This is a genomic window from Albidovulum salinarum, assembly GCF_025673475.1.
Lineage (GTDB): Bacteria > Pseudomonadota > Alphaproteobacteria > Rhodobacterales > Rhodobacteraceae > Albidovulum > Albidovulum salinarum.
In genome coordinates this window covers 1-20,154 of sequence record NZ_JAOVQO010000029.1, presented here as the reverse complement: position 1 = coordinate 20,154, position 20,154 = coordinate 1, and the positions used below count along the sequence as shown (strand labels likewise).

At 66.8% G+C, this 20,154-nt stretch carries 21 protein-coding genes, 1 tRNA gene and 2 pseudogenes; 10 read left to right on the top strand and 14 right to left on the bottom strand.

From position 1 onward, the window contains the following. Positions 1 to 34 precede the first annotated feature (34 nt). From OEZ60_RS20755 to purC, 6 genes are all read right to left on the bottom strand, one after another. Positions 35 to 1,366, bottom strand: a complete 1,332-nt coding sequence (locus OEZ60_RS20755) for a sigma-54-dependent transcriptional regulator (RefSeq protein WP_263340510.1) — start codon at positions 1,364 to 1,366, stop codon at positions 35 to 37. 8 nt (positions 1,367 to 1,374) lie between these two features. Further along, positions 1,375 to 3,099 carry a sensor histidine kinase gene (locus tag OEZ60_RS20750; protein WP_263340527.1) on the bottom strand — a complete coding sequence of 575 codons (1,725 nt, stop codon included), beginning with the start codon at positions 3,097 to 3,099 and terminating at the stop codon, positions 1,375 to 1,377. Positions 3,100 to 3,246: 147 nt separating this feature from the next. Continuing rightward, positions 3,247 to 3,915 (bottom strand): phosphoribosylformylglycinamidine synthase subunit PurQ, encoded by a 669-nt coding sequence (gene purQ / locus OEZ60_RS20745; RefSeq protein ID WP_263340507.1) that lies wholly within the window; start codon positions 3,913 to 3,915, stop codon positions 3,247 to 3,249. Between the two features lie 115 nt (positions 3,916 to 4,030). Continuing rightward, the gene (locus OEZ60_RS20740; RefSeq protein ID WP_263340505.1) at positions 4,031 to 5,074 is read right to left on the bottom strand and encodes a zinc-dependent alcohol dehydrogenase family protein; all 1,044 of its coding nucleotides are present in this window, start codon (positions 5,072 to 5,074) and stop codon (positions 4,031 to 4,033) included. Next, on the bottom strand, positions 5,074 to 5,313 hold the full coding sequence (gene purS, locus OEZ60_RS20735) for a phosphoribosylformylglycinamidine synthase subunit PurS (protein ID WP_263340503.1): 240 nt from the start codon (positions 5,311 to 5,313) through the stop codon (positions 5,074 to 5,076). Before purS ends, OEZ60_RS20740 begins: the two co-directional genes overlap by 1 nt. A 10-nt stretch (positions 5,314 to 5,323) precedes the next feature. Then, entirely contained in the window at positions 5,324 to 6,085 is a 762-nt protein-coding gene (gene purC, locus OEZ60_RS20730) for a phosphoribosylaminoimidazolesuccinocarboxamide synthase (protein ID WP_263340501.1), read from the bottom strand. 218 nt (positions 6,086 to 6,303) lie between these two features. On the opposite strand from purC, the gene OEZ60_RS20725 reads away from it, so the two are divergent. Beyond that, positions 6,304 to 6,618, top strand: coding sequence for a DUF1476 domain-containing protein (locus OEZ60_RS20725; protein WP_263340499.1), 315 nt, complete (start codon positions 6,304 to 6,306; stop codon positions 6,616 to 6,618). Between the two features lie 147 nt (positions 6,619 to 6,765). Here OEZ60_RS20725 and OEZ60_RS20720 read toward each other — a convergent pair whose 3' ends face one another. Together OEZ60_RS20720 and OEZ60_RS22315 are read right to left on the bottom strand one after the other, a co-directional pair. Then, positions 6,766 to 6,987 carry a hypothetical protein gene (locus OEZ60_RS20720; RefSeq protein WP_263340497.1) on the bottom strand — a complete coding sequence of 74 codons (222 nt, stop codon included), beginning with the start codon at positions 6,985 to 6,987 and terminating at the stop codon, positions 6,766 to 6,768. 170 nt (positions 6,988 to 7,157) lie between these two features. Then, positions 7,158 to 7,619 (bottom strand): annotated as a pseudogene (locus OEZ60_RS22315) (serine hydrolase); the annotation flags it as partial. Positions 7,620 to 7,900: 281 nt separating this feature from the next. Here OEZ60_RS22315 and bmt point away from each other — a divergent pair. Beyond that, positions 7,901 to 8,914, top strand: coding sequence for a betaine--homocysteine S-methyltransferase (gene bmt / locus OEZ60_RS20705; RefSeq protein WP_263340490.1), 1,014 nt, complete (start codon positions 7,901 to 7,903; stop codon positions 8,912 to 8,914). Between the two features lie 466 nt (positions 8,915 to 9,380). Beyond that, complete coding sequence (locus OEZ60_RS20700; protein ID WP_263340487.1) at positions 9,381 to 9,866, top strand: hypothetical protein; 486 nt, start codon at positions 9,381 to 9,383, stop codon at positions 9,864 to 9,866. 545 nt (positions 9,867 to 10,411) lie between these two features. Here the strand turns inward: OEZ60_RS20700 and OEZ60_RS20695 are convergent. Then, positions 10,412 to 11,494 (bottom strand): PA0069 family radical SAM protein, encoded by a 1,083-nt coding sequence (locus OEZ60_RS20695; protein ID WP_263340484.1) that lies wholly within the window; start codon positions 11,492 to 11,494, stop codon positions 10,412 to 10,414. A 165-nt stretch (positions 11,495 to 11,659) separates the two neighbouring features. Between OEZ60_RS20695 and OEZ60_RS20690 the strand changes: the two genes are divergently transcribed. From OEZ60_RS20690 to OEZ60_RS20680, 3 genes are all read left to right on the top strand, one after another. Next, positions 11,660 to 12,361, top strand: coding sequence for a corrinoid protein (locus OEZ60_RS20690; protein WP_263340481.1), 702 nt, complete (start codon positions 11,660 to 11,662; stop codon positions 12,359 to 12,361). A gap of 118 nt (positions 12,362 to 12,479) precedes the next feature. Continuing rightward, positions 12,480 to 12,653, top strand: a complete 174-nt coding sequence (locus tag OEZ60_RS20685; RefSeq protein ID WP_263340478.1) for a hypothetical protein — start codon at positions 12,480 to 12,482, stop codon at positions 12,651 to 12,653. After that, positions 12,650 to 13,276, top strand: coding sequence for a DUF1638 domain-containing protein (locus tag OEZ60_RS20680; protein WP_263340475.1), 627 nt, complete (start codon positions 12,650 to 12,652; stop codon positions 13,274 to 13,276). Before OEZ60_RS20685 ends, OEZ60_RS20680 begins: the two co-directional genes overlap by 4 nt. A 50-nt stretch (positions 13,277 to 13,326) precedes the next feature. Here OEZ60_RS20680 and OEZ60_RS20675 read toward each other — a convergent pair whose 3' ends face one another. Next, positions 13,327 to 13,752: a SufE family protein gene (locus OEZ60_RS20675; RefSeq protein ID WP_263340474.1), complete on the bottom strand. Its 426-nt coding sequence runs from the start codon at positions 13,750 to 13,752 to the stop codon at positions 13,327 to 13,329. A gap of 124 nt (positions 13,753 to 13,876) precedes the next feature. Between OEZ60_RS20675 and OEZ60_RS20670 the strand changes: the two genes are divergently transcribed. Continuing rightward, on the top strand, positions 13,877 to 14,344 hold the full coding sequence (locus OEZ60_RS20670) for a hypothetical protein (RefSeq protein ID WP_263340471.1): 468 nt from the start codon (positions 13,877 to 13,879) through the stop codon (positions 14,342 to 14,344). Between the two features lie 6 nt (positions 14,345 to 14,350). Here the strand turns inward: OEZ60_RS20670 and rnd are convergent, their stop codons facing one another. The 3 genes from rnd to purM all read right to left on the bottom strand — a co-directional run bounded on the left by rnd (position 14,351) and on the right by purM (position 17,290). After that, a complete protein-coding gene (gene rnd, locus OEZ60_RS20665) occupies positions 14,351 to 15,505 on the bottom strand; it encodes a ribonuclease D (protein WP_263340469.1) in 1,155 nt (384 codons plus the stop codon). A 154-nt stretch (positions 15,506 to 15,659) separates the two neighbouring features. After that, positions 15,660 to 16,247 (bottom strand): phosphoribosylglycinamide formyltransferase, encoded by a 588-nt coding sequence (gene purN, locus OEZ60_RS20660; RefSeq protein WP_263340466.1) that lies wholly within the window; start codon positions 16,245 to 16,247, stop codon positions 15,660 to 15,662. Next, positions 16,244 to 17,290, bottom strand: coding sequence for a phosphoribosylformylglycinamidine cyclo-ligase (gene purM / locus OEZ60_RS20655; RefSeq protein WP_263340464.1), 1,047 nt, complete (start codon positions 17,288 to 17,290; stop codon positions 16,244 to 16,246). Before purM ends, purN begins: the two co-directional genes overlap by 4 nt. A gap of 323 nt (positions 17,291 to 17,613) precedes the next feature. Here purM and OEZ60_RS20650 point away from each other — a divergent pair. After that, positions 17,614 to 17,690 (top strand) — tRNA-Ile (locus OEZ60_RS20650). Between the two features lie 342 nt (positions 17,691 to 18,032). Here OEZ60_RS20650 and OEZ60_RS20645 read toward each other — a convergent pair. Then, entirely contained in the window at positions 18,033 to 18,479 is a 447-nt protein-coding gene (locus OEZ60_RS20645) for a DMT family transporter (protein ID WP_263340461.1), read from the bottom strand. Between the two features lie 114 nt (positions 18,480 to 18,593). Between OEZ60_RS20645 and OEZ60_RS20640 the strand changes: the two genes are divergently transcribed. Both OEZ60_RS20640 and istA read left to right on the top strand, forming a co-directional pair. After that, complete coding sequence (locus OEZ60_RS20640; protein WP_263340524.1) at positions 18,594 to 19,115, top strand: REP-associated tyrosine transposase; 522 nt, start codon at positions 18,594 to 18,596, stop codon at positions 19,113 to 19,115. Between the two features lie 274 nt (positions 19,116 to 19,389). Continuing rightward, positions 19,390 to 20,034, top strand: a pseudogene (gene istA, locus OEZ60_RS20635) (IS21 family transposase); the annotation flags it as partial. Positions 20,035 to 20,154 lie beyond the last annotated feature (120 nt).

Sequence of the window (20,154 nt, the reverse complement as noted above, 5' to 3'; positions counted from 1 at the left end):
CGATTGCCGGAGACCGCGCCTCCGGCGGGTGCGTTCAGAGATAGTCGGCGCGCTGCAGCGAGTATTTCGCCATCTTCTCGTTGAGGGTCCGCCGCGGCAGGCAGAGCTCCTCCATCACCGCGGTGATCGAGCCCTTGTGGCGGCGCATCGTGTTGTCGATCAGCATCTTCTCGAAGCTCTCGACGTAATCCTTCAAGGGCTTGCCCTCGGTGGTGATCGCCGGCCCCGCCTCCTCGTTCTCGGCCATCAGAAGCGAGGCGATCGAGCCCGAGCCGCGGCGGTTCTGCAGAACCGCGCGCTCGGCCACGTTGATGAGCTGGCGCACATTGCCCGGCCAGGGCGCCTGCAGGAGCTGTGCGGCCTCCTGTGCCGTCACCTGCGGCGCCTCGCAGCCATATTCCTCGGAGAACTGCTCGGCGAGGCGGGTGAAGAGCGTGAGGATGTCCTCGCCGCGCGAGCGCAGGGGCGGCAGCATGATCTTCAGGGCCGCGAGCCGGTAGTAGAGGTCGGGGCGGAGCGCATCCTCGACGGTGCGGCCCTGCTCGTGGTCGTTGCAGATGCCGATGATCCGGGTCTCGGCCGGGGTGCCCTGGTCGTTGATGAAGGTCAGGAGCCGGGCCTGCAGCGGGTGGCTCAGGGCCTCGATGTCCTCGAGCACCAGCGTGCCGCCGCGCGCCTCCTCGACGAGCGGGATCTGGCCGCCCTCCTCGATCGGGCCGAAGAGCCGGGTGGCGAGCAGCTCCTCGGAGAAGGCCGCGCAGGACAGCACGACGAATTTCTTGCCGGCGCGGGGGCCGACGGCGTGGAGCGCATGCGCCACCAGCGTCTTGCCGGTGCCGGTCTCGCCGTCGATCAGCACATGGCCGTCGGCCTGGCCGAGGTCGAGGATGTCCTCGCGCAGACGCTCCATCGCCGGCGAGTTGCCGATCAGCTTCTTCATGATCGTCGTGCCGTCGGAGAGCTCCTTCCTGAGCGCGCGGTTGTCGAGGGTCATCCGCCGGGTCTGGCTGGCGCGCTTGGCAAGCTCGGTCATGCGGTCGGGGTTGAAGGGCTTCTCGAGGAAGTCGTAGGCGCCGACCCGCATCGCCTCCACCGCCATCGGCACGTCGCCGTGGCCGGTGATCATGATCACCGGCAGGCCGGAGTCGATGCTCATCAGCCGCTTGAGGAAGGCCATGCCGTCCATGCCCGGCATCTTGATGTCGGAGACCACGACGCCCGGATAGTCGGGGCCGATCACCTTCAGCGCGTCCTCGGCGCTGGCAAAGGTCTCGGTATCGAAGCCCGACAGCGCCAGCCACTGGCTGATCGACTGCCGCATGTCCTGTTCGTCATCGACGATCGCAACTTTCATAGCCCGCGCCATCGCTCACCTCACTCAGCCGCTTGCGTCTTCTCCGACAATATGGGGAGCTTGACTTCGAATACAGCCCCCCCGCCCGGCGCATTTCGCGCTGTAAGACGTCCTCCGAGGTCCTTGACGATCCCGGAGGAAATGGCAAGGCCGAGCCCGACGCCTTCGCCGGGCTTCTTGGTGGTGTAGAACGGCTCGAAGAGGTTATTGAGATCGGCGATGCCGTGGCCGTTGTCGCGCACCGCGAGCGTCGCGATCTCGCCCGAGGTGAGCAGGATCTCGACCTGCGGCTCGGGCACCTCCTTGGTGGCGTCGAGGGCGTTGCGAAGCAGGTTGATGATCACCTGCTCGAGCCGCACCCGGTCGGCCATGACCATCACCGCCGCACGCGGCAGGACCCGGCTGATGCGGACCGCGCGGGTGCGCAGGGTGGGCTCCATCATCGACAGCGCCGAGGACACGCAGGAGCGAACGTCGACTGGCTCGAACGCCTCGCCGCCCTTCCGCGCGTAGCTCTTCAACTGTCGGGTGATCGCGCCCATCCGCTCGATGAGGTCGTCGATGCGCTGGAACGAGGACAGGGCCTCCTCGGCGCGCTTGCGCTGGAGGAGGAGGCGGGCGCCGGCGAGGTAGGTTTTCATTGCCGCGAGGGGCTGGTTGAGCTCGTGGCTGACGGCCGCCGACATCTCGCCCAGGGCGGCGAGTTTCGAGGATTGCGCGAGGGTCTGCTCGGCCACGGCGAGGTCCTTCTGGACCTTCTCGCGCTCGGCGATTTCCCGCTGCAGGCGGGCGTTGAGCAGGCGCAGTTCCGCCGACTCCCGCCGTGCGACCACCGACTGCAGCCGCGCCCGGCGCGACAGGAAGTAGAAGATCATCGCCAGGAGCACCGCGAAGCCCATGATCTCGAGTGCCAGAACGGCGTTCACCTGCTCGCGGATCGAATCATAGGTGGTGAAGCTGATGAGCTTCCAGCCGCGGAACGGGATCCGCGCCTCGTTGCGCATCACCGCCTCGCCGCGGACATAGGCGTCGGGCGTGTTGTAGGTCCAGTCGGCGGTGAGTTGGAAGGCGCGTTCGAGAGCCGAGGGCGCGGAGCGCACGGCGAGCGCCTGACCGATCGTGAGGCCGCGCCAGCGCGGCTCGGTCGAGAGGATCACCCGGTTCTCGCTGTCGACCACCGCGACCGCATCGGTGATGCCGGACCAGACCCGCTCGAACTTGGCGAGCTCGGCGCCGACCACGATCACGCCGACGACGCGGTTGTCGGAGAGGACGGCGCGCGAATAGGTGAACTCGAACCCGCCCGAGACGCGTTCGGAGAGCGTGAAGACGGTGTCCTTCGACCTTTGGGCGTCGACGAAATAGGCGGCACTTGCATGGCTTGAGCCGAGCCGGGTGCGGTCGGTGGCGGCCACGGTGCGGCCGGAGAGGTCGAGAAGCAGGATCGAGGCGGCGCCGATCTCGGTCTGGGCGGTGATGAGCCGCTGCGAGGTCACCGAGAAGTCGCCGGAGTTGAGCGAGGAGATCAGCGCCGGGTCGCGGGCAAGGAGCAGCGGCACCACCGAGGTGCGCTGCAGTTCGCTCAGGACATGGCCGGTGTAGAGCGCGAGGCGCACCTCGGCGCGGTTGCGGGTGGTCTCGCTGAAGCGGTCGGTGAGGAAGGCGTTGGTGTTCCAGATCACCGAGACCGCGGTGACGATGAAGGCGATGACGATCAGGCGCAGGAACCAGGGGTTGCGGATCATCCCGCCCGGCGCCGGCTCAATGGCCACCGGCAGGCCAGCGGAGGCGCTGCCGGTATCTGCGGCGTGCCCCCGCTCGTCTTTCGGTGTCGCCTCGTCGGACATGGCGCCAGTTTAAGCCTCGCGGGAGGGCGCCTCAAGCGGCCGCGCTCAGGCGAGCGCCATCGTGGCGGCGAGGGAGCGGAAAAGCACCGATCCGTCGGTGCCGCCATGCTCGGGCTCGGCCATCCGCTCGGGATGCGGCATCATGCCGAGGACGCGGCGGTTGGCGGAAAGGACGCCCGCGATGTCGGCGGTGGCGCCGTTCGGGTTGTCGGCATAGGTGAAGGCGATGCGGTCCTCGTCCTTGAGCCGCTTCAGCCCCTCGTCGTCGATCGTGTAGTTGCCATCGTGATGGGCGATCGGGATCCGCACGAGGCTGCCCTTGTGCCAGCCCGAGGTGAAGGCGCTGTCGGCGGTCTCGACCCGGAGGTCGAGCGCCTTGCAGACGTACTTGAGCCCGGCATTGCGCAGGAGCGCGCCCGGCAGGAGGCCGGTCTCGGTGAGGATCTGGAAGCCGTTGCAGATGCCGATGACGTAGCCGCCCTTGCCCGCGAAGTCCTTCACGGCGGCGGCGACGGGCGATTGCGCGGCGATGGCGCCGCAGCGCAGGTAGTCGCCGAAGGAGAAGCCGCCGGGGATGCCGACGATGTCGATGCCCTTCGGCAGCTCGGCATCCTTGTGCCAGACCCGGACGACCTCGGCGCCGATGCGCTCGAAGGCGACGGCGAGGTCGCGGTCGCAGTTCGATCCGGGGAAGGTGATGACGGCGGCTTTCATGGGCGGTCCTCGGGCTGGTCGGGTTGGCTGCGCTGTAACCCAATCTTCGCGCCGGTTCCAGCGGCGGATTGGGGCGATGCCCCAAACCCCGGGGTATTTCGGCAATGAAGAAGGTTCAGCGGGTGAAATCGGTGATGACGGCGACGCCGGGCGGCGCCGGGTGATCGAAGGCGGCGAGCTCGGCCGAGGCGGCGGAGAGCGCGACGCGGCGGGCGATGAGCGGGGTGAGGTCGACCCGGCCTGCGTCGATGAGCGACAGCAGGCTGGGATAGCGCCACGCGGGCATGCCGCGGGTGCCGAAGAGCGCGAGCTGGCCGGAATAGAGCACGTCCATCGGCAGGGTCATCTGGCTGTGTGTGCCGGCGGGCATGCCGATCTGCACCATGCGTCCGAGCTTTCGCAGGCTTTTCATCGCGCTGATGGTCGTTTCCGCGATCCCGAGCGCCTCGACGGCGACATCGGCGCCGCCGCCGGTGATCTCGCGGATTGCCGCGGGCGCGTCCTCGGTCGCGGCATTGACGGTGGCCTCGGCGCCCTGCGCCGCGGCATGGGCGAGTTTCTCCGCGACGACGTCGACCATGATCACGCGGGCGCCGATGGCCTTCGCGAGGAGGAGCGCCGAGAGGCCGATGCCGCCGGTGCCGAAGACCGCGAGCCATTCGCCCGGCTGCAGGGCGGCGCGGCCCGTGAGTCCGTGCCAGGCGGTGGTGACGCGGCAGCCGAGTGCCGCGGCGAGCGCGGGCTCCATCGTCTCGGGGAGCCGCGTCAGGTTGTGGTCGGCGCGCGGCACCGCAATGCGTTCGGCAAAGGCGCCGGGATGGGTGAAGCCGGGGATGACTTGCGTCGGGCAGGTCGTCTGGTTGCCGGAGGCGCAGGCGGGGCACTGGCCGCAGGCGAGGATGAAGGGGGCGATGACGCGGTCGCCGCGCGTCCAGCGGGTGACGCGGGGGCCGGTTTCCTCGACCACGCCGCAATATTCGTGGCCGGGGATATGGGGGAGCCGCACATCCGGGTCCGCCCCGGTCCAGCTGTGCCAGTCCGAGCGGCAGATGCCGCAGGCGAGGACCGAGAGGACCACCCCGTCGGCGGGGCAGTCCGGCTCGGCGACATCGGCTAGGTCGAGGGGGGCGCGGTACCCGGTCAGGACCGCGGCACGCATCAGCCGATCTCGACGGTGTATTTCTCGATCACGGTGTTGGCGAGGAGCTTCTCGCACATCCGCGCGACCTCGGCCTCGGCCGCGGCGCGGTCGGTCGCGGCGAGGTCGAGCTCGATCACCTTGCCCTGGCGCACGGCCTCGACCCCGGAAAAGCCGAGCGTGCCGAGCGCGTGGCGCACCGCCTCGCCCTGCGGGTCGAGGACGCCATCCTTGAGCATGACATGGACACGGGCTTTCATCGCGGGCCTTTCAGTTGATCAGCGTCGGTTTGGTGAGATGCGTGGTCTGGGTCGGCAGCACGCCCAGGCGGCGCGCGACCTCGCTGTAGGCGTCCGTCAGGCTGCCGAGGTCGCGGCGGAACACGTCCTTGTCGAGCTTCTGGCCGGTCTTGATGTCCCAGAGCCGGCAGCTGTCGGGGCTGATCTCGTCGGCGACGATGAGGCGCATGAAGTCGCCGTCCCAGATCCGGCCGATCTCGATCTTGAAGTCGATGAGCTTGATGCCGACGCCGTAGAAGACGCCCGAGAGGAAGTCGTTCACCCTGAGCGCGATCGAAACGATGTCGTCGAGATCCTGCTGGTTGGCCCAGTTGAAGGCGAGGATGTATTCCTCGCTCACCATCGGGTCGCCGAGCGCGTCATTCTTGTAGCTGTACTCGACGATCGGGCGCGGCAGCGCGGTGCCCTCCTCCATGCCGAGGCGCTTCGAGAGCGAGCCGGCGGCGAAGTTGCGCACGATCACCTCGAGCGGGATGATCTCGACCTGGCGGATCAGCTGCTCGCGCATGTTGATGCGGCGGATGAAATGGTTGGGGATGCCGATATTGGTCAGCCCGGCCATGAAGAACTCGCTGAGGCGGTTGTTCAGAACCCCCTTGCCCTCGATCACGTCCTTCTTCTGCGCGTTGAAGGCGGTGGCGTCGTCCTTGAAATACTGGATGAAGGTCCCGGGTTCCGGGCCTTCGTAGAGGATCTTCGCCTTGCCTTCGTAAATCTTCTTGCGACGTGCCATGTAAGCTCCGTTCGACGGGCCGGGCGCCTCCGGCCTTTCCTCGCGCCGCTATAGGCCAGAAGGTTCGGTGCCGCAAGCCAAAGCCGGAACCGGGCGGCGCGGGCCCGGCGTTTCGGTCCCGGTTCCGGCGCGGCCGCCGGTATTGCAGACACTTGCACGTCGCGAGCGCGGCGGGCATATGAATAATAAAGCACCGCAAATTCCAGATGGGGATCCGCATGACCACTTTCGACGAGCGCGAGCAGGCTTTCGAGGCGATGTTCGTCCATGACGAGGAGATGAGATTCAAGGCCGAGGCGCGGCGCAACAAGCTGCTCGGGCTCTGGGCGGCGGGGCTGCTTGGCAAGGTCGGCGAGGCCGCCGACGCCTATGCCAGGGAGGTCGTCCTTGCCGATGTCGAGGAGGCCGGCGACGACGACGTGTTCCGCAAGGTCTATGCCGATCTCGAGGGCAAGGCCGACGGGCCGACGATCCGCGCCAAGATGATCGAGCTGATGGCCGAGGCCAAGCGCCAGATCGCCAGCGAGGCCTGAGCGCAGAGGTCCGGTCGGTATCGCGCCCGCGCGTTGCGCGAGTGCGGGCGTCCGGACTGCCGGCCTGACGGGGTTGGGCCGGCAAGACGTATCGACCACCAACCGATCCGCAATCCGGCGGCCGCGGCAAGCGTCGCGGCGAGCCACTTAAACGTCTATCTGAACACCTGCTGCACAATCGCGCGCATAGGCGTGGACCCAGAACGAGCCTTGCCAGGACGCGGAGAAATAGACGACCGCCGTATCGGTCTCGGGCGAGATGTAGATGCACTGCCCCCCGCGCCCGGACTTGTAGAGATCGCCGTCGGCGAACACGGCATCCCATTGACAGGATGTGCCCATGTCGGCCTCGCCGAAATGCGCTTGCATCCGGTCCCCCAGATCGCCGGCGAACCCCGCACCTTTCGCGACCGCGCAGACCTTGGGCAGATAATCCCCCCCACGACCCGCTCGTCCGCAACGGCGGTCCAACTGGGCGTGTAGAGCGTTGCGTAGCGAGCCAGATCGCGCAGGCGCGACGCGAAGATGCCGACAGCAGAGGGTTCGCCCGCGGGTGACAGGCCGAGCACGGCGTCGCCCTCCATGCCCGCCTTGCTCCACAGCCGCTCGGTCAGGAGATCGTGGAACAGCTTGCCGGTGATCGCTTCCGCGATCATGATCATCGTCATCGTGTTCATCGAGGAATACTCGAAACGCTCGCCGGACGCGCGCAATGTGCCGGCCTGCTTCATCGCATCCGCGAACGAGGCATTTTCCGGCAGGAACGAAGCCCCGGCGAAGGTCGTGTAGAACGTCGTCGTCGGATGATCCGGATCTCCGAGGTCCGCCTCCCGGATATCGAGACCGGACCTCTGGTGCAGAACGTCGGCGACCTTGAGCCCGTCCCAGGCGGTGCCACGAAACTCCGGCAGGTAGTGACCGACGGTCTCGCCGAGATCGAGAAGGCCGTCGTGTCGCGAAGGTGGTGGAAACCGGACGGCGGCGTATCCTAGATCGCGCATTCCCCGTGGCGCCGCTGCGCGGGTGCGTGCTTGCGCCGGTCAGATGGCAAAAGAAACGGGTAGAAGTTAAAACCCGTGCGCCACGATTTATCGCGCCGGGATTCGCGGCACGGGAATGGATCAAGACGCGATCCCGCAGCTGCGACCGATACCGTGGCCGGTGAAGAAAATGCGCCGGATCGAAGATCATCTTGATCAGGTTCGATTTGCATCGGCGCGCGCGGCATGGCACATCCTGCCGCAAGGCCGCGCGGATGCGGCCCCTTCTGAAAGGTTATGCGATGAGCACCTCCCTCTCCCGTCTGCTGGAAACCCGCGACTGGATCCTCGCCGACGGTGCGACCGGCACGAACCTGTTCAACATGGGGCTCACCGCCGGCGAGGCGCCGGAGTTGTGGAACACCGACCGGCCGGACAATATCCGCGCGCTCTACCGCGGCGCGGTCGAGGCGGGGTCGGACCTGTTCCTCACGAACACCTTCGGTGGCAACGCGAGCCGGCTGAAGCTGCATGACGCGCAAGGCCGGGTGCGCGAGCTGAACCGCGTGGGCGCGAGCCTCGGCCGCGAGATCGCCGATACCGCGGGCCGTCCGGTCGTGGTCGCTGGCTCGATGGGGCCGACGGGAGAGATCATGGTGCCGATGGGGGCGCTCACGCACGAGCTCGCGGTCGAGATGTTCCACGAACAGGCCGAGGGGCTGAAGGAGGGCGGCGTCGACGTGCTCTGGGTCGAGACGATCTCGTCACCCGAGGAATTTGCGGCCGCGGCCGAGGCCTGCGCGAAGGCGGGCATGCCCTGGTGCGGAACGATGAGCTTCGACACGGCGGGGCGGACGATGATGGGCGTGACCTCGGCGGCGATGGTGGCGCTGGTGGATCAGCTGGCGAACCCGCCGCTCGCCTTCGGCGCCAATTGCGGTGTCGGCGCGGCGGACCTGATGCGAACGCTGCTCGGCTTCGTCGCCGCCGGGCCGGAGCGGCCGATCATCGCCAAGGGCAATGCCGGCATCCCGAAATACCACGATGGCCATATCCACTACGACGGCACGCCGGAACTTATGGCGGAATACGCTGTGCTGGCGCGGGATACCGGGGCCACGATCATCGGCGGCTGCTGCGGCACGATGCCCGAACACCTCGCCTCGATGCGCCGGGCGCTCGAGGAGCGGCCGCGCGGCGCGCGCCCGACGCTCGACGAGATCGCGGAGAAGCTCGGCGGATTCTCCTCGACCTCGGACGGGACTGGCGCCGACGAGGGCGCAGGCCGCGAGCGGCGCGGCCGGCGGCGCGGCTGAGACCGAAGAAGGGGGCGCTGCCCCCGCCCCGGACGAGGTCCGGGGCTCCCCCGGGATATTTCGGGCAAGATGAAGAGGGTGCCGGGGCGCGGCGGTAAAGGGTACAACCGGTCGGCGCCGCGTTAAACGGGAATTGAGTGCCTCGGTCGGTCGCGGCATCCGGATGCCTGCGCGGGCCAGCGCCGGGAACGCCGGCGAAACATCGGATATGTCGGCACCTCGCGTTGATCCGCCTTGCGGGTTCAGCAGACCTTTGCCTGCGCAATGACATACAACTTGAAATCCGGCTTTCTGCAGAGATTTTTGTCTACTCAACTGTGTTTTCATGTCATTTTCCAGGTGTGTGGAACCGGCTGTGGGACGATTGGAGTCGAGGCATGCAGGATCCCATCCAGTCGGGACCGGAAACGAGTCAGGTCATCAATTCAACAGAATCACAATGAATCATTCATCGCATCCAAAACGATTGCTGCTCGCCGCCCTGATCGGATCACTTTCCGCAGTTGCCGTTGTCGCGCAAGAATCTCCGTCCTGCGCGAAGTACGCACGCCCACAAGCAGACCTTCCCGCGCATCTTCGATTTTGGGGGAACCCAGAAAATATTGATGAATATATTTCCGCGGGGATTCAGCTGTACCTTGACGTGGAGCAACCGGGTGTCATGGGGGTGCGGGCCAACGACGGCTCGTACTCAAATTTGAAACTGCGGCCATATCACAGCGTCGGCGAGTTTATCGCCCTTAATCCGAACTGTTGCGGGGTTCTAAGTGTAGGACCGGACGGGTTTGCACCCGATCCCGCTTGGCAGAGAGAGTTCGGGTATCGAGGCCTTGTGATACTTTGTGACCCAAAGATGATCGTTGCCGAGAGCGGCGAATTGAGAAGTGTACCGCGCCTGATCATCTACGCGATCGACAGAGACGGTGCTGCGAGAGAGTTTTACTTTGATTGAAATGTAGCTTCAAAACTTACGAACTTCGTGGGACCGCCAGGTCTGAGGAACGCATCAGACACCGACACTTGAACAATTTATTTGAGCAGTTCTTTCTATTTCGGACGCGCCGGTGATTAATCCGGACATGGATCGTCTTACGGAGGGTCGCGGTACGTACTCGTCTAACGAAATCGGCTGCAAGAATACACATGCCCGATTCCGTTGAATCAACTGGCTGACGGTCCGGGCTGACCTTTCCGCGACTCGTCGCACCTCGCAGCTCGAATGGCGGGGATGTCGCGAACGGTGAAGCCTGTACGAAATATGGCCTCGGCGACCGGACTGCCGAAATCCCTCGCGGTCAGGCGCCGTCGGGTGAGGTTTCCTTTGAGTGGCGCGGGGCTGGACACGCCGGACGGGTGAAGGAGACCGGCATGGGAGGCCATTCACGGCAGTAACCCGGCCTCGCGTAGATGGCGCGGGTTTCGTTCGCATGGCCCGCGCGCGGGCCCGCGCCTTTGAGGGTGCAGGGTGGGCGGGCGGGGCGCCCGAAAAGGCGCGTCTCAGAACAGCGAAAGCTGGTCGCCCTGCTTCGGCGGGGGCGCGAAGGACGCGCAATCGAGCGGTGGCAGGTCGCCGGCAAGGCCGAGACGCCTTATCGCGATCGCGAAGCGGCGCGCGATCAGATCGGCGTGGATTCCCTCGCCCCGCATCCTGCGATCCCAGTCCGGAACGTAGTCCCGCCCGCCCCGCATCTCGCGGAGCTTGTTCATCACATGGGCCGCGCGGCCCGGCTCGGCCCGGGCGAGCCAGTCGCGGAACAGTTCCGCCACCTCGAGCGGCAGGCGCAGGAGGATCCAGTTCGCCGCCCGCGCGCCGGCGTCCCGTGCGGCGGCGAGGATGCGCTCGAGCTCCGGCTCGGTCAGGACCGGGATCACCGGCGCGACCATGACCCTGACCGGCACGCCGGCAGAGGCGAGCGCCCGGATCATCGCGAGCCGCCGGGCCGGCGTGGGCGCGCGCGGCTCCATGCGCCGGGCAAGGCCGGGGTCGAGCGTGGTGACCGAGATGCCGACCTGAACCAGATCGCGCCGCGCCATGTCGGCCAGGAGGTCGAGGTCGCGCTCGACCAGCGCCCCGCGCGTGACAATCGAGATCGGGTGGTTCCAGTCCGACATGACCTTGAGGATCGCGCGCATGATCCGGTAGCGCGCCTCGATCGGCTGGTAGGGGTCTGTGTTGGTGCCGAAGGCGATCGGCGCGACCTGGTAGGAACGGCGCGCGATCTCGCGCGCGAGCTGCGCGGGCGCAGTGGGGCGCGCGACGAGCCGGGTCTCGAAATCGAGCCCGGCGGAGAGGCCGAGATAGGCATGGCTCGGCCGCGCATAGCAGTAGATGCAGCCGTGTTCGCAACCGCGGTAGGGATTGAGCGAGCGGTCGAAACCGAGGTCGGGGGAACTGACGGGGTTGATCGCCGAGCGCGGTCGCTCCTCGCTGACCTCGGTCCGGGCGAGACGCTCCTCCTCGGGCATGTCCCAGCCGTCGGAATCGCGAATCCGCTCGTAGGGCTCGAACCGCCCGGCGGCATTTGCAGCGGCGCCGCGCGCCTTCAGGCGCAAAAACGGGTCGGGAGGCGGAAGGCTCATGCCAAAACCTAGAACAAAACAGGAACTCAAATCAAGCGCACCAAGCATTGTTATTGCCCCCTTGTCGCACACTGTCGCGCAATGCGCGGCCGATGTCGCAAATCGCCAAGTGATCTGGCATCATTGGTCGCATTACGGGCGCAAGAACCGCCAGGAGAGATCAGCATGGCCGACGAAGAAGACATCATCCTTTCCGAGCTCGATGACGAAGAGCTTGTGCTTCAGATGCACGACGACCTCTACGACGGTCTCAAGGACGAGATCGAAGAGGGCGTGCGCATCCTCCTGGACCGCGGCTGGACGCCCTATGACGTGCTGACCAAGGCTCTGGTCGCCGGCATGACCATCGTCGGCGCCGACTTCCGCGACGGCATCCTCTTCGTTCCGGAAGTGCTTCTCGCCGCCAACGCGATGAAGGCCGGCATGGCGATCCTGAAGCCGCTCCTGGCCGAGACCGGTGCGCCGAAGGTCGGCAAGATGGTGATCGGCACCGTCAAGGGCGACATCCACGACATCGGCAAGAACCTCGTCGGCATGATGATGGAAGGCGCCGGCTTCGAGGTCGTCGACATCGGCATCAACAACCCGGTCGAGAACTACATCGCCGCGCTCGAGCGCGAGCAGGCCGACATCCTCGGCATGTCGGCGCTCCTGACCACCACGATGCCCTACATGAAGGTCGTGATCGACACGATGAAGGAAAAGGGCATGCGCGAGGACTATATCGTCCTCGTCGGCGGCGCGCCGCTGAACGAAGAGTTCGGCAAGGCCATCGGCGCCGACGCCTATTGCCGCGACGCGGCCGTCGCGGTGCAGACCGCGAAGGACTACATGTCGCGCAAGCACAACAAGCTTGCCGCCGGCTGAACCTCAGCGGCGATGTAACGCTCCCTGTCAGCCCCGCGGCTTTGCCTGCGGGGCTTTTTTTCGGATCCGGGTTCACAAGACCCGCCTGCGGACACAGGTAGGGAGAAAGGAGGCGCCGATGCCGAAAAGCCGTTTCGCCCTGATCCTCGCGCTGGTGCTCGTCGCGGGCGCCGCGACGGTCGTGATGGCGGTGGCCTTTGCCGGAACCGGGGCGCCGGTCTGGCTGGCGGCAATGGGGCCGATCCTGCTTCTTGCGGCGCTGGTTGCGCATCTGCGGCGGAGGCGGCCATGATCCCGAGCGACGAGACCCTTACCGAGTCCGGCATCGGTCCTGCTCGCAAGGGGCGGATCCTGCTCATCGCCTGCGGCGCGCTGGCGCGCGAGATCCTCGACCTGAAGGCGGCGAACGGCTGGGACCATCTCGACCTCACCTGCCTGCCGGCGAAATACCATCTCTGGCCCGAGAAGATCACCGAGGCGGTGACCGAGGCGGTGGCGAAGCATCGCGACGCCTATGACGGCATCTTTGTCGTCTATGCCGATTGCGGCACCGGCGGCGGGCTCATGGCGCGCTGCGAGGAGCTCGGCGTCGAGATGATTGAGGGTCCGCACTGCTATTCCTTTTTCGAGGGCAACGATGCCTTCGCCGCGCGCGAGGAGTACACCGCCTTCTATCTGACCGACTTCCTGGTCCGGCAGTTCGACGCCTTTGTCTGGAAGCCGATGGGGCTCGACCGCCATCCGGAGCTGCGCGACATGTACTTCGGCAATTACGAGAAGCTCGTCTATCAGGCGCAGACGGAGGATCCGGCACTCGACGCCAAGGCGCGGGACTGCGCAGCGCGGCTTGGACTAACTTACGAGCGGCGCTTCACCGGCTATGGGGATCTTGGGCCGGCGCTATCACGGCTTTGAACCAGAACGAATTTTCGGCGAAGATTCGCGGCGCTTTTCGCCGAAAATCGCTATCCCGCGGCTTCGGCGGCGAGCTTGCGAATGCGGCCGACCATGGCGCGAAGGCCATTCGACCGCTGCGACGAGAGGTGCTCATCCAATCCGAGCCGGCCGAGTTCGGCAGCGGCATCGACCTCAAGAACCGAGCTCACTTCGAGGCCGGAATAGAGCGCGTGCAGGATCGCGATCAGCCCGCGCACGATCATCGCGTCGCTGTCGCCCTGGAAATCGAACCGCGCATTGGCGCCCTGCCCCTCGATCAGCGGCCGGAACCAGACCTGGCTCGCACAGCCCTCGACCTTGGTCGCCGGAACCTGGAAGGCCGGGTCGAGCGGTGCCATCGCCTTGCCAAGCTCGATCACATGGCGATAGCGCTCCTCCCAGTCGTCGAGGAACTCGAAGGTCTCGGCAATGTCTTCGAAGGCGGCGCTGGCCATGGGCACACTCTCTTTCCTGCCTGTGACGTAGTCACAATCGGTGCCGAGGTCCAGCCGTCCACACCTCTTTTCACGGGCGCGCGGATGGGATACCCACATGTCGAGATGTAGGGGAGCCCTGACGATGCGCGTAGCTGTCGCCGGATTGTTGATTGTCGCCATGACGCTCGGGGCTTGCGAGGCAGCCAGGGAGAGCCGGCTCAACCCCGCCAACTGGTTCGGCGACTCCACGTCGGGAACCGGGGTCGAGGTCCGCGTCGCGGCGGCGCCCCAGGATCCGCGCCCGCTCGTGGACCAGGTGACCGCACTCGAGATCGCGCGCCGGCCCGGCGGGGCGATCGTGCTGGCCACCGGCCTGCCGCCGACCCAGGGCTGGTGGAACACCGATCTCGTGGCCGAAAACGGAGGCGAGCCCGTCGACGGCGTTCTCACCTATCGTTTCGTCCTCTCGCCGCCCATCTCGACGCAGCCGGCCGGGACGCCGCAATCGCGCGAGGTCACGGCGGCGGTGCACCTGTCGGACGTCCGGCTAGCGGGCGTGCGCGAGATCGTCGTCCTCGGCACCCGCTCCAGCCGGTCGAGCCGGCGTTAAGTCGGGTCAGACCTGCACGACCCTGACAGCGCCGCCGCGCGCGGAGAGCGCGATCTCGCCCTTGCAGAGCCGGAGCGCGTCGGCGCCGAACACCTCGCCGCGCCAGCCCTTCAGCGCCGGGACCGAGCGGTCGCCGGCGGCCAGGAGGTCGAGATCGCCGGTCGAGGCGATCAGCTTCTGCGCCACACCGGTATATTCCGACTTGGCTTTCAAGAGCACGCGCAGGAGATCGGCAAGCGCCGAATCGACCTGAAGCTGCTCGCGCGAGGTGTCGGGTTTCGGACAGTCCTCGGGCTTTGCCGCCAGGCCGGCCTGCACCGCGGCGAGGATGCCCTCGGCGATGTCGGGGCGGCGCCCCTCGCGCAGCAGGAGCCGGGAGCGGCCGAGCTCCTCCTGAGTTGCAGGCTTGGTCGAGGCGAGTTCGAGCAGCGCGTCGTCCTTGAAGACCCGGCTGCGCGGCACGTTGCGGGTCTGGGCGTAGTCCTCGCGGAACCGTGCCAGCTCGCGCACGATGGCGAGGAAGCGGCCCGAGGTGGTGCGGGTCTTGACGCGCTGCCAGGCCTCCTCGGGCCGCGTGATGTAGGTCTCGGGATCGAGAAGCACCGCTTCCTCCTCGACGACCCAGCTCTCGCGGCCGGTGCGCTTGAGTTCGCGGGCGAGGAATTCGTAGATCACCCGCAAATGGGTGACGTCAGCCAGCGCGTAGGTCTTCTGCGCCTCCGAGAGCGGGCGGCGCGACCAGTCGGTGAAGCGGGAGGTCTTGTCGAGGTTCTGCTTGGCGATCTTGCGGACCAGCGTCTCGTAGCCGACCTGGTCGCCGAAGCCGCAGACCATCGCCGCGATCTGGGTGTCGAACAAGGGCACCGGAAAGACCTTGGCATCGACGAAGAAGATCTCGAGATCCTGCCGCGCGGCGTGGAACACCTTGACGGTGCCCTCGTGGCGGAAGAGGTCGTAGAGCGGTTCGAGCGAGAGCCCGTTCGACAGGGGATCGACCAGCACCGCCTCGCCCTTCTCGCCCGGCAGCGCGAGCTGGATCAGGCAGAGCTTGGAGTAATAGGTGCGTTCGCGGAGGAACTCGGTGTCGACGGTGACATAGGGCTGGGCCTTGGCGACGTCGCAGAACCGGGCGAGGTCTTCGGTCGTGGTGATCGTATGCATCAAATGTCCTGGTCGCGCGGGGTCATCCCGCAGGTTCGTCCGTCTTAGGCGAGCCCTCCGGCCTTGAAAAGGGCGCCGGGCGAGAGCCGCGCGCAATGTCGCGCACCGTTGCCGGTCTGCGTCGCTTGCGCGCCGATCGGCGGCGGGGAAGCGGTCAGGAGCGGACCGGGGTGCGGTCGCCGCAGGCGAAGCGGCGCAGCACCGCCGGATAGAGCCTGTGCTCCTCGCGCAGCACCCGCGCCGCCAGCGTCTCGGCCGTGTCGCCGGCGAGGACCGGCACCCGCGCCTGGCCAAGGATCGGACCATCGTCGAGGACGGGTGTCACCTCGTGCACGGTGCAGCCGGCTTCCGCATCTCCGGCAGCGAGCGCACGGGCGTGGGTGTCGAGCCCGGGGTATTTGGGCAATAGAGAAGGATGGATGTTGAGCATCCGACCCTTGAACCGTTCGACGAACCCCGGGGTCAGGACGCGCATGAAGCCCGCAAGGCAGAGGATATCGGGCCCGGCCGCGAGGATCGGCTTCAGAAACTCCGCCTCGAAGGCGGCGCGGTCTCCGGCGAACGGGCGGTGATCCACGGCGGCAGTCGGGATGCCCAACGCCGCGGCCTTCTTGAGCCCGCCCGCCTCGGGGTCGTTCGAGGCCACGAGTACCGGCCGCGCCGGGTGGTCGCCGGTCATGCTCTCGCAGAGCGCGAGCATGTTCGAGCCGCCCCCCGAGATCAGGATCGCGACTCGCTTCAAAGAAGCCGGCCCCGGTAGCGGACCCCCTGCCCCGGCACGACGCGGCCGAGCTCGTGTACCGTCTCGCCCTCGGATTCGAGCAGGAGCCGCAGGTCGGCGGCGCGTTCGGGGGCGACGACGACGATCATGCCGATGCCGGAGTTGAAGGTCTTGAGCAGTTCGGGCTCCGCCATCCCGGCGGTCTCCGCGAGCCAGCGGAAGACCGGCGGCAGTTCCCAGGACGAGAGGTCGATCTCGGCGCCGAGGCCTTCCGGCAGGACCCGCGGCAGGTTCTCGGTCAGGCCGCCGCCGGTGATATGGGCGAGCGCGTGGACGCCGCCCGAGCGCACCGCGGCCAGCGCTTGGGTGACATAGAGCCGAGTTGGCGCGAGCAACTCGTCGCCGAGCGTGCCGGCGCCGAACGGCGCCTTGGCATCCCAGCCGAGGCCCGACATCTCAACGACCTTGCGGACGAAGGAATAGCCGTTGGAATGGACCCCGTTCGAGACGAGGCCGAGAAGCACGTCGCCATCCTCGACCCCCGCCGGCAGGTCGCGGCCGCGTTCCATCGCGCCGACGGCGAAGCCCGCGAGGTCGAAATCGCCGGAATGGTACATGCCGGGCATCTCGGCGGTTTCGCCGCCGATGAGCGCGCAGCCAGACTGCGCGCAGCCCTCGGCGATGCCCTCGATGATCCGGGCGGCCTGGTCAACGTCGAGCTTGCCGGTCGCGAAGTAGTCGAGGAAGAACAGCGGCTCGGCGCCCTGGCAGACGAGGTCGTTGACGCACATTGCCACGAGGTCGATGCCGATCGTGTCGACATTGCCGGTGTCGATGGCGATCCGCAGCTTGGTGCCGACGCCGTCGGTTGCGGCGACGAGGACCGGGTCGCTATAGCCCGCGGCCTTCAGGTCGAAGAGCGCGCCGAAGCCGCCGAGCCCCGACATCGTGCCGGGGCGCCGGGTGCGCTTGGCCGCCGGCTTGATCCGCTCGACGAGTTCATTGCCCGCATCGATATCGACGCCGGCATCGGCATAGGTGAGACCGTTCTTCCCCGCTGTCATCGCATCCCCCGGCTTCTGTCGCCGCTGCGATAGCCGAAACCGCTCGCGGGGGCAACGCGCGATCGGCCGAAGCCGCGCTCTCGCGCGCCCGCCGGCTGCTGCCACGTCGAGGCAGACGCGGTTGCGCCGCCCTGCCCCGCCGGACCACGACGCATCCGGCCGCTGTCCACGTGCTTTCGAGCCCGCCGCCGAATCGTTGCGGATGCCAGGTCCGGACGTCGGGCGTTGCGATGTCGCGGGGCGCCGCGCCGGCTCGGTACCGTGTCGCGAGGCGCAAAGCCGATTGACCTGCCCCTGATCGCGCCTTAGTGAAGCCCCAGGTCGGGCCTGTAGCTCAATTGGTTAGAGCAGGGCGCTCATAACGCCTTGGTTGGGGGTTCGAGTCCCTCCGGGCCTACCATTCTTGTTTTTGTGTATTGTTTTTATTGTGTTTTTTGGAGAAAGTGGACCGCGATCTACACGGCGTGGTCCACATTGCTCAGGCAGAGCCAGATCGACGAACTGCTCCCATGGAATTACGCCGCCAACGTGTGACAGGAACACCGCTTACCGAGGATGGGCCAGGTCGGGCCGGTTGTCGCTGATGCGAATCGACGCCGTGCCAACCGGAGGGTCCGTACATCACCCGAACAGCCTGCTCGTCCGAATGTATGCCCGGCGTCTGCCGGCTGGAGCGCCCCCGCCCGTCCGCCGGTTGCCGTGCCCGCTGCGCAGCGGAGGCGGCGGGGCCGCGTCGGCTCGCTCAGCGCCAGGCCACGAGCCCGGTGCCAAGCATGACGAGGCCGAGCCCGGCCAACTTGCGCAGCCCGATCGCGTCGACCGGCGCGCCGAGCCAGCCCATGTGGCTGAGCACCGCGCCGGTCATGATCTGGCCGGCGACCAGCAGGACGAAGAACGCGCCGGGGCCGATCCGGGGAATGAGGAAGGTCGAGCCGAGGATCATCAGCGCGCTCACCACACCGGTCAGGAACATCCAGCCCGGAAGCTCGCGCAGCCGGGCGAAATCGTCCATCCGGTTGCCGGCGGCGACGGCGAGCATCGCGGAGGTCACGAGCCCGAAGAAGTAGAACGGCACGTTGGCGAGGATCGGCGAGCCGACGAGGCGGCCGCTCTGGCTGAGGACCGGCAGATAGGTGGCCAGAAGGACACCCATGAACAACGCGAGCGACGCGAAGACGGCATAGGGCATCGGAACCTCCCGCGGTCGGATTGCACCATGAAAGTCAGAGCGCGGCCGAAGCGCAAGCGCTTTCGCGGCGCGGATGTTTGCGGATCATTACCCCTGCCCGCGGCAGTATGGGCCATGCCCCGCTACCGCCGCCCCCGCGTCCCCGGCGCGACGATCTTCTTCACCGTCGCGCTCGGCCAGCGCGGGTCGGGTCTCTTGGTGCGCGAGGTCGGGCGGCTTCGCGAGGCGGTGGCGATAACGCGGGGCGAGAGGCCGTTCGGGATCGATGCGTTCGTGGTGATGCCGGATCATGTGCATTGTGTTTGGACCTTGCCGGAGGGGGACGCGGATTATTCGGTGCGATGTGGGGCGATCAAGGCGCGGTTCACGCGTGGCTTGCCCGCCGGGCGGACGCGGGAAAGCCATGAGGCCCTTCGTGAGAAGGGCATATGGCAGCGGCGGTATTGGGAACACCACATCCGCGACGAGGCGGATTACGTGGCGCATGTCCGGTATTGTTGGATCAATCCGGTGAAATACGGGTTTGTCGGGAAGCCGACCGATTGGCCGTATTCATCAATCCATCGCGACATCAAGCGCGGGTTGGTCGCGCCGGAAGGGTCCGGAATGGTACCCGAGGGTGATTTCGGAGAGTAGGGTGCGCTTCAGCGTACCGTTGTGTCGGGGGCGGGGACTCGAAGCGGAGTGGTGCGCTGAAGCGCTCCCTACGGCTTGCTTCCGGTTCCGGCGCCCGCGACCACCGACCGGGAGAACCTCCAAAGCAGCCTCCATGGAGAACCTCCGTTCCAACAATCTGTTGATCGGCGTGGAATAAGGACCCCTGTGTTGGGGCGATCGGCGTCCAAACGGCACGCCCCCCTGATGCGAAGGTCCATCATGCTTCCGAGGTCATTCGGGGGCAGAGTCTGGGATGCTGGTTGTAGAGACGATCGCGAAGATCCGGCGGGCGCATTTTCGGCAGAAGAAGTCGATCAAACAGATCTGCCGGGAGTTGAAGGTCTCGCGGAAGGTCGTTCGTAAGGTGATCCGGTCGGGGAAGACCGAGTTCAGCTATGAACGCGCGGTTCAGCCCCTGCTGAAGATCGGGCCGTGGCGGGATGAACTGGATCGCCTGCTCACTGAGAACGGTCGGCGCGTGAAACGGGAGCGGTTGACGTTGGTCCGGATACTCGAGGCGCTTCGTGGCCTTGGCTATGCCGGCGGGTATGACGCTGTCCGGCGCTATGCGGCGATATGGAAGCGGGAGACGAACGAGGCGTGCGCCGCTGCCTTCATCCCCCTGAGCTTCGACCCGGGTGAAGCCTACCAGTTCGACTGGAGCCACGAGATCGTTGTGTTGGACGGGGTGACGACGGTGAAGGTCGCCCATGTCCGGCTTTGCTACAGCCGGATGCCCTTCGTGCGCGCCTATCCACGCGAGACGCAGGAGATGGTCTTCGACGCCCATGACCGGGCCTTCGCCTTCTTCAGGGGGGCCTGCGCGCGCGGCATCTACGACAACATGAAGACGGAGGTCGATGCGATCTTCGTCGACCGCGACCGCACCTATGATCAGCCCCACCTGAGTGGTCCGATTTGATTGTTAGTGCATGACTGGCCTCTGGTCCATCGGGATGACGGATTCAGGGGCCGGCGGGCGGTAGCCCAGAGCACTGTGGGGGCGTTTCGTGTTGTA